Origin of the sequence: Arthrobacter sp. PvP103 (assembly GCF_017833075.1) — a bacterium.
Taxonomy (GTDB): Bacteria; Actinomycetota; Actinomycetes; order Actinomycetales; family Micrococcaceae; genus Arthrobacter.
Map to the genome: position 1 here is coordinate 4,159,648 of NZ_JAFIBQ010000001.1, position 14,421 is coordinate 4,174,068.

The 14,421-nt window shown below is 66.1% G+C and carries 10 protein-coding genes; 2 read left to right on the forward strand and 8 right to left on the reverse strand.

Going from position 1 to position 14,421, the window contains the following annotated elements:
• Nucleotides 1-20: 20 nt before the first annotated feature.
• Together lipA and lipB are read right to left on the reverse strand one after the other, a co-directional pair.
• Entirely contained in the window at nt 21-1,028 is a 1,008-nt protein-coding gene (lipA, locus tag JOE41_RS19005) for a lipoyl synthase (RefSeq protein WP_209753238.1), read from the reverse strand.
• Complete coding sequence (gene lipB, locus JOE41_RS19010) at nt 1,025-1,702, reverse strand: lipoyl(octanoyl) transferase LipB (RefSeq protein ID WP_374068733.1); 678 nt, start codon at nt 1,700-1,702, stop codon at nt 1,025-1,027. Before lipB ends, lipA begins: the two co-directional genes overlap by 4 nt.
• A 104-nt stretch (nt 1,703-1,806) precedes the next feature.
• Between lipB and JOE41_RS19015 the strand changes: the two genes are divergently transcribed.
• On the forward strand, nt 1,807-3,492 hold the full coding sequence (locus tag JOE41_RS19015; RefSeq protein WP_209753239.1) for a serine/threonine-protein kinase: 1,686 nt from the start codon (nt 1,807-1,809) through the stop codon (nt 3,490-3,492).
• A 12-nt stretch (nt 3,493-3,504) separates the two neighbouring features.
• Here the strand turns inward: JOE41_RS19015 and JOE41_RS19020 are convergent, their stop codons facing one another.
• Nucleotides 3,505-4,398 (reverse strand): TIGR01777 family oxidoreductase, encoded by an 894-nt coding sequence (locus JOE41_RS19020; RefSeq protein WP_209753240.1) that lies wholly within the window; start codon nt 4,396-4,398, stop codon nt 3,505-3,507.
• Between the two features lie 73 nt (nt 4,399-4,471).
• Here JOE41_RS19020 and JOE41_RS19025 point away from each other — a divergent pair, with 73 nt between their 5' ends.
• On the forward strand, nt 4,472-8,023 hold the full coding sequence (locus tag JOE41_RS19025; RefSeq protein WP_209753691.1) for a S41 family peptidase: 3,552 nt from the start codon (nt 4,472-4,474) through the stop codon (nt 8,021-8,023).
• Between the two features lie 117 nt (nt 8,024-8,140).
• Here JOE41_RS19025 and JOE41_RS19030 read toward each other — a convergent pair whose 3' ends face one another.
• The 5 genes from JOE41_RS19030 to JOE41_RS19050 form a co-directional block, all read right to left on the reverse strand.
• Entirely contained in the window at nt 8,141-8,572 is a 432-nt protein-coding gene (locus tag JOE41_RS19030) for an OsmC family protein (RefSeq protein ID WP_011691469.1), read from the reverse strand.
• A 221-nt stretch (nt 8,573-8,793) separates the two neighbouring features.
• The gene (locus JOE41_RS19035; protein WP_011691470.1) at nt 8,794-9,144 is read right to left on the reverse strand and encodes a hypothetical protein; all 351 of its coding nucleotides are present in this window, start codon (nt 9,142-9,144) and stop codon (nt 8,794-8,796) included.
• A 185-nt stretch (nt 9,145-9,329) separates the two neighbouring features.
• Nucleotides 9,330-11,072 carry a 2-oxoglutarate dehydrogenase, E2 component, dihydrolipoamide succinyltransferase gene (gene sucB, locus JOE41_RS19040; protein WP_209753241.1) on the reverse strand — a complete coding sequence of 581 codons (1,743 nt, stop codon included), beginning with the start codon at nt 11,070-11,072 and terminating at the stop codon, nt 9,330-9,332.
• 126 nt (nt 11,073-11,198) lie between these two features.
• Nucleotides 11,199-12,581, reverse strand: coding sequence for a dihydrolipoyl dehydrogenase (gene lpdA / locus JOE41_RS19045; RefSeq protein WP_011691472.1), 1,383 nt, complete (start codon nt 12,579-12,581; stop codon nt 11,199-11,201).
• 275 nt (nt 12,582-12,856) lie between these two features.
• Nucleotides 12,857-14,383, reverse strand: a complete 1,527-nt coding sequence (locus JOE41_RS19050) for a leucyl aminopeptidase (protein WP_011691473.1) — start codon at nt 14,381-14,383, stop codon at nt 12,857-12,859.
• Nucleotides 14,384-14,421 lie beyond the last annotated feature (38 nt).

The following is a 14,421-nucleotide window of genomic DNA, read 5'->3' on the forward strand; positions in this document are numbered from 1 at the left end:
CATAAATGTTACGAAAGGTCCTAGTGGTGTGCTGCGATGAGCGAGCTGGCTTCCTGGCGGGTGCTGCCGGAGGACTCGATGTGCGCGAGTTCGGCCGGGATGTTCCAGCCCTTCTTGCGCATCGCGGTGGCCCAGAGCCGGCCGGCACGGTAGGAGGAGCGGACCAGCGGCCCGGACATCACGCCGAGGAAACCGATCTCTTCGGCCTCCGTGGCGAGGTCGACGAATTCCTGCGGCTTGACCCAGCGGTCCACCGGCAGGTGGCGTTCGGACGGGCGCAGGTACTGGGTGATCGTGATCAGGTCGCAGCCGGCCTCGTGCAGGTCGCGCAGGGCCTCGGAGATCTCCTCCCGGGTTTCTCCCATGCCCAGGATCAGGTTGGACTTCGTGACCATGCCCAGGTTCCGGCCCTGCGTGATGACGTCCAGGGACCGGTCGTAGCGGAACGCGGGGCGGATGCGCTTGAAGATCCGCGGGACGGTCTCGACGTTGTGCGCGAAGACCTCGGGCTTGGAGTCGCAGATCGCGGCGATGTGTTCGGGTTTGCCGGAGAAGTCCGGGATCAGGAGTTCGACGCCGGTGCCCGGGTTCAGTTCGTGGATCTTGCGGACCGTCTCGGCGTAGAGCCAGACGCCCTCGTCGGCGAGGTCGTCCCGGGCCACGCCGGTCACGGTGGCGTAGCGCAGCTGCATGGCCTGGACCGAGCGGGCCACCTTGGTGGGCTCAAACATGTCCACCGGTGAAGGCTTGCCGGTATCGATCTGGCAGAAATCGCAGCGCCGGGTGCATTCGGAGCCGCCGATCAGGAAAGTGGCTTCCTTGTCTTCCCAGCATTCGAAGATGTTCGGGCAGCCGGCCTCTTCACAGACGGTGTGCAGGCCTTCCTTCTTCACCAGGTTCTTGAGCTGGACGAACTCCGGGCCCATCTGGACCTTGGCCTTGATCCACTCCGGCTTACGCTCCACCGGAGTAGCCGCATTGCGCTGCTCAATACGCAGCATCTTCCGGCCTTCTGGTGCCAGTGTCACAGTAGAGCTCCTTCGGGGCTTGAAACGAGTGCTTCTTCGTGCTTACGGAATTCTTCCACTACCCGCTCCGCAATATCGCCGGGGGTAATGGTCCTGCCGGCCTCAATGGACATCGTGGTGACACCGGCGTCTGTGATGCCGCAGGCAATGATCTGGGCATAGGGCGCCAGATCATTGTTGCAGTTGATGGCGATGCCATGCATTGTGACTCCGTCCAGGACCCGGATGCCGATCGCGGCAATCTTGCGGTCCGGGCCCTTGCTGTCGGCCTTGATCCAGACGCCGGCACGTCCCTTGATCCGCTCGGCATTGATGCCGTAGTCGGCCATGACGGCGATCATGACGGCTTCGAGCCGTTCAACGTAGTCGCGGATGCCGGACCGGTTCTTCAGCTTGAGGATCGGATAGGCGATCAGCTGGCCGGGCCCGTGCCAGGTCAGCTTGCCGCCACGGTCCACGGCTACAACGGGAGTCCCGTCGAACGGTCGTTCGTGGTCTTCTGTGAGCTTGCCGGCAGTGTATACGGCGGCATGCTCGAGGAGGAGGACTGTACTGGGTGCCTCAGCTGCGACGACTTTGTCATGGAGTTCGCGCTGGGTGTCCCAGCCCTTCATGTAATCAACGAAATCCGGAGCAAGACCCAGCGTGGAAAACTCAAGAGTCATGGTATCCAGCTTAGACCCCGTCCGCCGTGGAGCCGGGTTCTGTGCTTAACCTCTCATTGCAGGGCCTGTGGATAACTTCTGCGGAATTTCGCCGATTCCGCTATTCCTTGGGTATGGAAGATTACGCGTACGACGGCGGTTCAGACGAGGGCGGTCCGGCACCCCTGGCGGCTCCGGTATCCCCGGACGCCCCCGACGGGGGTCCCGCCGGTGCGGCCCCGGAGGTTCCGGGCTACCAGGTTGAACGGGAGCTTGGCCGCGGCGCCAGCGCGAGGGTATGGCTTGTCCGGGAACAGCTGACCCGTCGCGAGTTTGCCGTGAAGTGCTTCGCCCCGCCGGAACTCCCTGCCCGGTACGCGCCCGGCACGGGGGCTGACGGCAGAGAGAAGCGGGCCGCGGAAGAAGCCGTGCGCCGTGAGTTGCGGATTCTCTCCACACTGGATCACGACCACCTGGTGAAGGCGCACGACCTTGTCAGGCTCCAAGGCGCAGCGGATGGCGGCCTGGGGCTCATCATGGATTACGCAGCAGGGGGATCCCTGGCCCGACTGGTCAGCTGCCGCGGCCCGCTGAGCGTGGGCCAAACCGTGACGGTGCTGACGCCCCTCGCGCAGGCGCTGGGGTATCTGCACGGCAAAGGATTCATGCACTCGGATGTCGCACCGGGCAACGTACTGTTCACGGCCCATGGCAAGCCCCTGCTGGCGGACCTTGGCGTCACTCGCATGGTGGGCGACGCCGCGGATTCCGCCCCGGCCGGCACGGAAGGCTTCGTGGACCCCGCACCCGTCGATGCACTGCGGGCGGGGCTGCAGCCCGAGCGGGACCTCTATTCGGCGGCGGCGATCGGCTGGTACTGCCTGACCGGGAAGGCACCCGAACACGGCCAAAGCCGTCCGCCGCTATCACTGCTGGTTCCGGGCGTGCCGCCGGCCCTCGCCGCCGCATTGGAGTCCGGCTTGAAGGAGGACCGGCGGGAGCGGCCGACAGCCCTGGAGTTCGCCGGTGCTGTCTATCGGAGCGCAGACCCCGCCCCGGTGGACCTTTCCGGGTCCGTCCACCCCACCGTGCTTCCCCAGCTGCTGACACGCCGTAACGTTCCGCCGTCACGCAATGCCCGCCGTGCGGCGAAGCTGCGCACCTGGCGCCGGCGCCTAGGCATCTCAGGCCGTCCCCTCCGGCCAAAGGGCCGCGCACCGGGCCGTCACGCCGGGAGCAGCCGGCGGTGGATCGGCGCCGCAGCTGCAGCTCTTGCCTGTTCGGGAATCGCCACGGCATGGTTCCTGGCCGGGCCGCAACAGGCCCCGCAGCAGGCGGCGGCACCCCTGTCAGTGCAGGCACCAGCGGCCTCTGACGTTCCGCCGGAGGCCGCTGCCGGCCCGGCTCCGGCTGACGCCCGGCAGCTGGCGCTATCGCAAAAGCCCGAAGAAGCCGCACGGGGGCTGGCGGGGCTGCGGTCGGCAGCGTTGAGCTCAGGGCACTTCGAACTGCTGGACGAGGTCAACCAGGCCAACTCCCCGGCGGCCGCTGCCGATGCCGGAATCAGCGGGAGGCTAAGGGATGCCGGTCATGTCCTGGCGGGCTTTGACACGACCCTGACGCGTGCCGAGGCAGAGCCAGGCGCGTCGGATTCACGCGCGGTGGTGGCAATCACTGTGGCCAACTCGGCATACCGGGAAACGGACACCCGAGGAAATGTCGTGGCGGTGGAACCCGCCGGTCCGGAGGAGCAGCTTCGCCTGGTCCTGGTTAGTTCCGGCGGGCGGTGGAGGATCCAGGAGATCCTGCCGGCGGCGTAGGCGCCAAAGTGCCTAGTCCTTGCCGGTCGCCCAGGCCGCGGCCTGCGCAAGTGATGGATGCATCCACTCGAATCCGGCCTCGGCCAACAGAGCGGGCTCCATGCGCTGGCTCCCCAGCAGGAGTTCGTCGGCCAGCTTGCCCATGACCAGCCGCAGCACCGGCGCGGGCACCCGGAAGAATGCGGGCCGGTGGAGTGCGGCGGCCAGCTGGGCAACCAGTGCATTGACGTCCGCTGTTTCGGGGGCACAGAGGTTGACCGGACCTGACAAGGGGGAGGTCAGCAGGAAACTGAAGGCCGAGGACACGTCCGGCAGCGTGATCCAGGGCCAGCATTGCCTGCCGTTGCCCAGTGGTCCGCCAAGTCCGAGCCGAAGCAACGGCAGCAGGCGGCCCAAAGCGCCACCAGACCTGCTGAGGACCACCCCCGTCCGCGGGGTGACGACACGGACGCCGGCGGGGGCCCCATGTGCGGCGGCTTCCCATTCCTGGCAGATCCTGGCCATGATTCCGGAGCCGGCAGGAGAGTTCTCCCGGAGCACGGCAGCGCCGCGGTCGCCGTAATAGTTGGAGCCGGACTGGCTGATGAAGACCTTTGGCGGCTGTTCTGTTCTTGCCATTGCGGCTGCGAGGGTGCGTGTGGGGTCCAGCCGTGAGCGGAACAGCTCATCAATGCGGCCGCGGGTCCAGGGACGGTCTCCGATCCCTGCTCCGGCCAGGTTGATCACGGCGTCGGCGCCCTCAAGGTGGGCGGGATCAAGCTGTCCGGCCGCCGGATCCCAGCGCAATTCGTTGGCATCAGCCGGTGCCCGGCGAACCAGCCGGATGACGTCGTGGCCACCCGAACGCAGATGGGCGGACATGTCGCTTCCGAGGAGGCCTGAGGCGCCGGCCATGATGATTCGCATGATCCATCTCACCATGTCCGGCACGGTGGCGGAACCTCCCGTCCGGCCCACGTACTTTGACTATGATCGTACGATGACCTCCTCGAGCTACTTTCGTTTCCCGCATCTGCACGGCGATCTGGTCACCTTCGTGGCCGAAGACGACGTCTGGATTGCGCCTCTGGACGGCGGCCGCGCCTGGCGGGTTTCCTCCCTTCAACTGCCGGCCCGCAACCCCCGCTTCACGCCCGATGGCAAGCGCCTGGTGTGGACGGTCGTGCAGGGTACAGCGCCTGAGGTTGTCACTGCGGAGGTCGACGGCGGAGGGTACCGTCAGCTGACGTACTTCGGCCATGCTTCAACCAGGGTTAAGGGCTTCACCGCTGCCGGCGATGTCCTGGTCACCAGCGCTTTCCGGCAGGCCGAAAGCCGCCATACGCATGCGTACAGTGTTCCGCTGGAGGGTGGCTGGTCGGAGGAACTCCCGTTCGGGCCCGTCGAATCGGTGGCATTCGGACCGGAGATCGGCGATGAACGCCCGGTGGTCGTGGCCAGTGTGCTCTCGCGCGAGCCGGCCTGGTGGAAGCGGTACCGCGGCGGAACCGCCGGAAAGCTCTGGATCGACGCCGACGGCAACGGGGAATTCGAACGCCTCGTCCCGGAACTGGACGGCAACCTCGCGGACCCCATGTGGGTGGACGGGCGGATCGCCTTCCTTTCCGACCACGAAGGCTACGGAAACCTGTATTCGGTGCTGCCGAACGGCACCGGACTGCGCCGCCACACCGATCACGAAGATTTCTATGTGCGCCATGCCGCCACGGACGGCAAGCGGGTGGTGTTCGAATCCGCAGGAGAGCTCTGGGTGCTCCCTGACCTGGGTTCAGAAGCAGTCAAGCTTGATATCTCGCTGGGATCGGCCTCCCAGGGGCGGAGACCGGCGCTCCTCAAGACCACCCGGCACCTTGGGGGCGTGATTCCCGACCACAGCGGCTCGTCGAGCGCGGTGGAGGCGCACGGAACCATTCACTGGCTCCGCCACAAGGACGGGCCTTCGCGGGTTGTGGAGGCCACTCCCGGTGTTCGCGCCCGCCTGCCGCGTCCGCTCATCGATGGCCGAATTGCCTACGTCGCCGACCACGACGGCGCGGAGGCCCTGTACATCAAGGAAATCGCACCGCAGGTGGCCGGTGACGGGCCGGCGCCGGCCCCGCGCCCCCAGGCGGCCGAGGAGCAGGAAACCGCAACGTCCCTGCCGAGGCCCGTTCCGGCATCCGGGACGAACACTCCCGCCGTGGCATCACCGGCGGGCGATGATTCCCTGCAGCCCGCGGCCCCGGGGCGTGACGCCAACGCCACCGTTCAGGTCGCCCCCCACAGTGCAGAAGGTGGAAGCGATGTCGCCGGCGGTGTGCCGGAACGCACGGCCGTGGAGGCAAACCGGGCCGGGTCCGCGCGCCTGCGAAAGATCGATTTCCCCAAGCCCACCCGGGCCAGTGCCATAGAGGCCAGCCCGGACGGGCGCACCCTTGCCATCGGTACCGCCTTCGGCGACGTCTACCTGGCTGATACCCGGAGCGGGACCATCAAGCTCGTCACCAGCATCGGCGAGGGCACCATCGACGGGCTCTGCTGGTCTCCGGACTCCGCCTGGCTGGGCTGGTCCGAACCGGTCACATCCTTTGGGTCGCGCAGCCGTCTCCGGATCGTTAACGTGGACGATCCGGAATTCCGGATCGTGGACGTCACCGACGGACGATTCCGCGATGCGTCGCCGTCGTTCACTCCTGATGGCAAATTCCTCGCGTTCCTGTCCAACCGCAGTTTCGACCCCGTGTACGACGGACATTCCTTTGATTTGTCCTTCCCCAGCCCCATCAAGCCCTACCTCGTGGCCCTTGCTGCCGAGACGCCGTCGCCCTTTGGCCCCTCGGTTGACCTCGCGGACGGTCCGGAAGGTGAATCCTCCGGCTCCGCGGCCGGCAACGCCGACGCAACCGGCACCGGTTCCGACGTGCCCGCTGTCCGGGTGGACGCTGACGGGCTGGCGCACCGGGTGATCGGAGTTCCGGTGCCCCAAGGCAACTACTCTGCGCTTGAGGCCACGCCCGGAGCGCTGCTGTGGCTGGACAACGCCCTGGCCGGCGTGACCGGCGACGGCCGGGCCAGCACCGACGACAAAGATGCCGCCCCCAGCCTGGTGCGTTTTGACATGGCGAAGCGCAAGACAACCACCATCGTGGACGCATTGGACAGCTACCGCGTGTCCGGCGACGGCAGGAAGGTGGTCTTCCTGCACGACAAGCAGATCCGGGTGGCGCCCGCGGATGCCAAGGGCGACGAAGATTCCGGCCAACTGGTGAAGGTGGATGTCAGCCGCATCCGGGTGCTCCTGCATCCGCTGAGTGTGTGGGGCCAGGCGTTCGATGAAGCCTGGCGGCTTCAGCGTGACTTCTTCTGGACCGAGGACATGGCCGGACAGGACTGGAAATCCGTGCACCGCCGGTACCGCCCCATCGTGGACCGGCTCGGCTCGCATGACGACCTCGTGGACCTGCTGTGGGAGCTGCACGGCGAGCTAGGGACATCCCACGCCTATGTTCGTCCGGCCGCCGTCACCGAGAACGGCAGCAACGGGCAGGGCCGCCTGGGTGCTGATCTGGCCTTCACCGGGAAAGGCTGGGAAATCACCCGCATCCTGGCGGGGGAGTCGTCAGACCCGCTGGCAACCTCACCCCTGACCAGGCCCGGCGCAGACGCAAAGGCGGGGGACGTCCTGCTCGCCATCGACGGCGTGGAGCTGTCCGAAGGGCTGACACCTGCCATGCAGCTGGTCGGTGCCGCAGGTAAGGCTGTGGAGCTGACCTTGCGCAACGGCGCCGCCCACGGCGAAGCCGCAGGCAGGCAACGCCGCATTGCTGTGGTGCCGGTCAAGGACGAGGAGCGCCTGCGTTACCAGGAATGGGTGGCCGGCAACCGCAGGACTGTACGCGAAGCGTCGGCAGGAACCTACGGCTACCTGCACATCCCGGACATGATGGCGAACGGCTGGGCCCAGCTCCACCGTGACCTCGATACCGAGACGGCACTGGACGGGCTGATCGTGGACGTCAGGCGCAACCGGGGAGGACACACGTCCCAGCTTGTCGCCGAACTCATTGGCCGCAAGGTGACCGGATGGAGCATGCCCCGCGGTGAGAGGCCGCGGACGTACCCGCACCACGCGCCACGCGGGCCGGTCGTCATCCTGACGGACGAATTTGCCGGCTCGGACGGGGATATCATCACGCAGGTGTCCAAGCTGCGCGGCATCGGGCCGGTCATCGGGACCCGGACCTGGGGCGGCGTGGTGGGCATCGACAACCGCTTCTCCCTCGCTGACGGCACCGGTGTGACGCAGCCGCGCTACGCCACCTGGTTCAGCGGAGGCGTAGGCTGGAACGTCGAGAATTACGGCGTCACGCCGGACATCGAGGTGACCTTCCCGCCGCATGCCTACGCCGCCGGCAGGGACCCCCAGCTGGAGTACGGCATCGGTGCGCTCAAGGAAATGATCCAGGAACTTCCCACGGACCGGCCTCCGCTGCGCGAAGGCTACCGGCGGCTGCTGCCGGCGCCCCTGCCGGCCCGCACCCTCAAGGACTAGGTCCGCCCTCCCCGGACAAACGAAGGCCCCGCTCCTGCCCCAATAACAAGGGCAGGAGCGGGGCCTTCGCCGTGCGGCGGCGCGGCAGCTCCTAGGAGCGGCCGCTTCCGACCGCTCCTAGGAGGCTGCGAGCGTGGCGTCCATGGTGATGTCGATGCTGGCCAGGGCACCTGAGACCGGGCAGCCGACCTTGGCTTCCCCGGCGATCTTCTGGAACTCCTCTTCCGAAATACCCGGAATGGTGGCGTTCACCGTCAGGTGGCTTCCGGTGATGCCGGTGCCGGGCACGAAGGTGACATCCGCCTTGGTGTGGACCTCTTCAACGGTGAAGCCGGCCTGGCTCAGCGCCAGGCTGAACGCCATGGAGAAGCAGGCCGAGTGCGCTGCGGCGATCAGCTCTTCGGGGCTGGTCTTCCCTTCGGACTGTTCCGCTCGGGCCTTCCATGTGACGGCGTAGGTGCCCAGTCCGGAGCTGTCCAGCGTCGTGTTGCCGGACCCCTCGAACAGGTCGCCGTTCCATACGGTGTGCGCGGTGCGTGTTGCTGCCATATCCACTCCTCAGCTTAGATTCGATCCGGTCCGGGCTTCCGCCCGGACCTTCCGGATCAATCCTATGGATTCAGGACGTGCGGCGCACGGGGTGTCCGCTGTCAGAGGATTATGACCGTCCACACGGGCGCCAGGGAGTTCGACGGCGACTCCCTGCGGAAACGACGACGGCGACGCCCCCTCGCGGGAAGCGTCGCCGTCGTCGTCGGGCGTGTGGAGTCTTACTGCCAGAGAGTGGCGATTGCCACGTTCAGCAGGGCAAGGCCACCCACGCTGTGCGCAAGGCCCTTGCTGATCGGCTCATTCTTCTTGTATTTCCGGCTTCCGATGAAGGCCAGTACGGCCACCGCAAGTGCGATGGCGAACTTGACGCCGAGCTTGGCGTAGTTCGCGTTCATGTCCAGGGCAGGGATGAGCCCCATCATGACGATGCCGGTGATGAGCTGCAGTGCGGCGCCGTCGAACTGGCGGGGATGCACCGTGGGCTTTTTCATGTTGCCGATCCAGATGCCGACGATCATGGCAGCACCGATGATGTGGAGGAAGACCATGACGTTGTAAACGATGTTCATGGGCCCAGTCTAGCCAGTTGGTTCTACGCATCGTAGTAAGCCCCGCGGAAGGCAACGGCGTCGATTTGGTAACCAAAATGTGGTCCCTGCGACAACGGCGGCGCAGGACCTCCGGTGTGGCCACCGGTGCCTGCGCCGCCGTTGTTTCGACTGCTTATTCCCTGCTGTTCAGACCCTGCCGGGGGCTACAGCCCCAGGTCCGCCTCGAAGGCGCCGGCCTCGAGGCGGGCCTTGAGGGTCTGCAGGAAGCGTCCTGCGTCGGCGCCGTCCACCAGGCGGTGGTCGTACGTCAGGGAGAGGTACATCATGGAGCGGATGGCGATCGAGTCGTCGCCGTTTTCGTCAGTGACCACCACGGGACGCTTGACGATCGCACCCGTGCCGAGGATGCCGACCTGCGGCTGGTTGATGATCGGAGTGTCGAACAGTGCGCCAACGGAACCGATGTTGGTGATGCTGAACGTGCCGCCGGACAGTTCATCCGGGCCGATCTTGCCATCGCGGGTACGGCCTGCCACGTCTGCGATCTTGCCGGCCAGGCCGGCGAGGTTCAGGCTGCCGGCGTCGGAGATGACCGGAACAAGGAGGCCCTTGTCGGTGTCCACGGCGATGGCCAGGTGCTCGGCGTTGTGGTAGGTGATTTCCTGCTTGTCCTCGTCGTAGGCAGCGTTCACCTTCGGGTGCTGCTTCAGGGCCTCCGCGACTGCCTTGGCGATGAACGGCAAGAAGGTGAGCTTCACGCCGTTCTGTGCCTGGAACGAGTTCTTGGCCTTGAGGCGCAGCTTGGCAATCTTGGTCATGTCCACTTCGTGGACCTGCGTCAGCTGGGTGGAGATGTCCAGGGACTCACGCATGCGGCGGGCGATGACCTGACGGATACGCGGTGCCTTCTGCACGGTGCCGCGCAGTGAGGATTCGGCGGCCGTCGGAGCAGACGCGGGGGCACCCTGCGTGGAAGCGGCCGGCGCTGCGGCGGCCGGAGCAGCCTTGGCCTCGGCGGCTGCAAGCACGTCCTGCTTGCGGATGCGTCCGCCCACTCCGGTGCCGGTCAGCGAGGAGATGTCCACGCCCTGCTGGTTGGCGAGCTTGCGCACCAGGGGAGTGACGTAGCCGGACTCGGCCGGGGCCGCGGATTCTGCAGCCTGTGCAGCCGGGGCTTCCTGCTTGGGAGCCGGTGCTTCTTCCTTGGCGGGAGCGGCAGCCGGTGCCGCGGGAGCTGCGGCGGGGGCTTCCTGCTTCGGAGCTTCGGCAGCGGGGGCTTCCTGCTGGGGGGCCGGAGCCGCCGGAGCGGCGGCCGGTGCAGCAGCGCCGGAGCCGATAACGGCCAGAACGGAGCCAACCTCGGCGGTTTCGTCTTCGTTGACGCGGATTTCCTGCAGGGTGCCAGCCACCGGGGACGGGATCTCGGTGTCCACCTTGTCGGTGGATACCTCGAGCAGGGGCTCGTCAACCTCGACGGAGTCGCCGACGGCCTTAAGCCAGCGGGTTACGGTGCCTTCGGTGACTGATTCGCCGAGAGCCGGAAGGGTGACTTCATGGCTTTCGCCGGAAGCTGCGGGGGCAGCCTCCGCGGCGGGGGCTTCAGCCGGTGCGGGCGCCTCAGTGGAGGGCGCCTCTTCAGGGGCGGGTGCTTCTTCAGCCGGTGCCTGCTCTGCGGGGGCAGCTTCCTCGGCAGCGCCGGCGGAACCCGAGCCGTCACCGATGCGGACGAGCGGAGCGCCGACTTCGGCGGTCTCATCTTCGGCGACGAGGATTTCCTCAATCACGCCAGCAATCGGAGAGGGGATTTCGGTGTCTACTTTGTCGGTGGAAACCTCGAGCAGCGGCTCGTCCACCTCTACCCGGTCACCTACCTGCTTGAGCCAGCGGGTGACGGTTCCTTCGGTGACACTCTCACCGAGGGCGGGCAAGTTAACGGATTCAGACATGTCGTCCCCGTTCTCCTTATTGATCTTTAGTGCGGATGATTGCTGCCGTGTTCGAGCTTAGTGCACCCTGCGGATCATGCCGGGTGCACTAAGCTCAGGGTTCTTGCGGTGGTACTGGCGGAGGATTTAGCCGTGGAGGGCTTTGCCCGCCAGGGCGAGGTGGGCCTCGCCCAGGGCCTCGTTCTGGGTCGGGTGGGCGTGCAGCAGCTGCGCCACATCCTCCGGGTATGCTTCCCAGTTCACGATCAGCTGGGCTTCGCCGATCTGCTCGCCCATGCGCGAACCGATCATGTGGACGCCCACCACGGGGCCGTCCTTCTGGCGGACCAGCTTGACGATGCCGCCGGTGCCCAGGATGGAGCTCTTGCCGTTGCCGGCGAGGTTGTACTCCTGCGTTTCCACCTGGTCGTCGCCGAACTTTTCCTTGGCAGCCTTTTCGGTGTAGCCCACGGTGGCGATTTCAGGTTCGGAGTAGGTGACCTTGGGGATGTTGACATCCTCAACGATGACCGGCTTCAGGCCGGCAATTTCTTCGGCCACGAAGATGCCCTGCTGGTAGCCGCGGTGGGCCAGCTGGACGCCCGGAACGATGTCGCCCACGGCGTAGACGTTGCCGACGCCGGTGTGCAGCCGTTCGTTGGTGATGACGAAACCGCGGTCGATGGTGACGCCGGCTTCTTCGTAGCCAAGGTTGGCGGTGACCGGTCCGCGGCCGACGGCCACGAGGAGCAGGTCGGCTTCGAAGGTCTTGCCGTCAACGAGGGTGACCTTGACGCCGTCGTTGTTCTGCTCAACGCCCTGGAAGAAGACGCCGGTGGAGAACTTGATGCCGCGCTTCTTGAACGCACGCTCGAAGTTCTTGACGATTGCAGCGTCCTCATTGGGGACCAGCGACGGCAGGCCTTCCACGATGGTGACGTCCACACCGAAGGATTTCCAGACCGAGGCGAACTCGACGCCGATCACGCCGCCGCCCAGGATGATTGCGCTCTTGGGGATGTAATCCATGGTGAGGGCTTCGTCGGAGGTGATGACCTTGCCGCCGATTTCCAGGCCCGGCAGGGTGCGGGAGTAGGAGCCCGTGGCGAGCACGATGTTCTTACCCTTGTAAGCAGTGCCGTTCACGACGACGGTGTCGGTGCCCTGCAGTTTGCCTTCACCTTCGATGACGGTGATGCCCTTGGACTTGATCAGGCCCTGCAGGCCCTTGAACTTGCCCGCGATGATGCCGTCTTTGTAAGCGTTGACTGCGCCCATGTCGATGCTGTCCAGCGTGACGTTGACGCCGTACTTTGCGGAATCGCGGGCGTGGTCGGCGAGCTCGGCGGAGTGCAGGAGTGCCTTGGTGGGGATGCAGCCGTTGTGCAGGCAGGTGCCACCGAGTTTCCCCTTCTCCACGAGGCCCACGGTGAGGCCAAGCTGAACGGCGCGGAGGGCCGCGGCGTATCCGCCGCTGCCACCACCGAGTACCAGGATGTCGAATTCTTGCGCAGTTGCCTGATCGGCCACTTAGACGCTCCCTCGCGTGAACGATGACACGAGAGTACGCATCATCTGGTCTTGGAACTTGCTCTGCCGTGATTATGCCAGCAGGCAGGTTCTCTTGCATTTGTGACTACCGCAGTTCACCTTAGCGAACCACTTATCCATGCTCCACCTTGTCACGGCGTTTGTGGAGGGCTTGTGTCCAGTGTCACGCGGCTATGTGGCGGACGGATCATGACCCGCCGCAAAGCCGCCAACTGCCTCACCGACCCTGCGGAGGGCCGGTGAGGCGGAGCCGGTTACGCGGAGGCCGCCAGGACGTCTTCCACGTAGGCCACAAGGGTGCGCACTGTGCAGCCGGTGCCCTGCTTCGGGGTGTAGCCGTAGGGGCTGCCGTTATTAAAGGACGGACCGGCGATGTCGATGTGGGCCCACGGGATCTGCTCGCCGTCCTTGCCCTTGCCGACGAATTCACGCAGGAATACGGCAGCGGTCATCATGCCGCCGTGGCGCTCTCCGATGTTGGCCAGGTCCGCAACCTCGGAATCGATGCTGGCGCGGAGCTCTTCCGGCAGGGGCATCGGCCATACGAGTTCCCCGGCGCGGTCGGCCGCGGCCTTAAGCGGGCCGGTGACGCTGTCCGAGCCCATGACGCCGGCCGTCCGGTTGCCCAGCGCGATCAGCTGGGCGCCGGTGAGAGTGGCGACGTCGATAATGGCGTCCGGGTACTCCTGGCTGGCCGCGACGATTCCGTCGGCCATGACCAGGCGGCCTTCGGCATCCGTATTAAGGACCTCGACGGTTTTGCCCCCGAACATGGTGAGGACGTCCGCCGGGCGCTGCGCTGCCCCGGAAGGCATGTTTTCGGCAATGCACAGCCACGCGGTGGCCTTCACGGGAAGGCCCAGGCCGGCGATCGCCAGCACCGTATTAAGGACGACGGCGGCGCCTGCCATATCGCTCTTCATATCACCCATGCCGAGGGCGGGCTTGATGGATATTCCGCCGGTGTCAAAAGTGATGCCCTTGCCGACGAGTGCTATCTTGGCGGCGGCCTTGGACGGCGCGTACTCCACCTTGACCAGCCGCGGCTGCCGGGTGGATCCCTTGCCGACACCCATGATCCCGCCGAAGCCCTCCTTCTCGAGGCGCTTCTCGTCCCACACGGTGACCTTGACGGGCAGGCCCTTGGAGAGTTCCTTGGCGGCATCGGCGAAGGACTCGGGGAAAAGGTGGCTGGGCGGCTGGTTCACGAGCGAACGGGTCGCGTTGACGGCCTTCCCGATCAGGGCCGCGCGGTTCAGCAGGGGCTGCAGGTCCTTGTCGGCAGCAAAGTCGGTGAAGATCACCACGTTCTTCACCGGTTCCTTGCGGCCGTTGGCCTCTGAGCGGTGTTCGGTGAACGAGTACGAACCCATGGCGGCGCCCTCCGCGACGGCGGCGACGTCGGCGGGTGACGCCGTCGGAAGCGCCAGCGTCACCGTAGTGAGTCCTGCAAGTTGGCGGACTGCGGAGCCGGCGGCGCGGCGCAGTGCCTCCTCCGTGAGTTTTCCTCCGGCGCCGGGCTTGCCGACCCCTGCCAGCACCAGGACGGCGGCGCCTGCTTCCGGAAGGCCGGGTAGCCTGTGGACCTGGTCGGCCGCGCCGGTGAGGCCAAGAACCTTCAGGGACTCCGCGATGGCCTCGGCGGACTTGGCCGTCAGCGGGTTGTCCAGCAGCACGGGACCGTCGGGGCCCTGGGCCACACCAATGACCAGGGCGTCCGTGGGCGACTTCTTAACGTCACGCGCAATGACGCTAAGTTTGATTTCAGTATTCTTGACCACGAGGATCAGTCCTCAATTCTCTGTGATTTTCGGCAGGA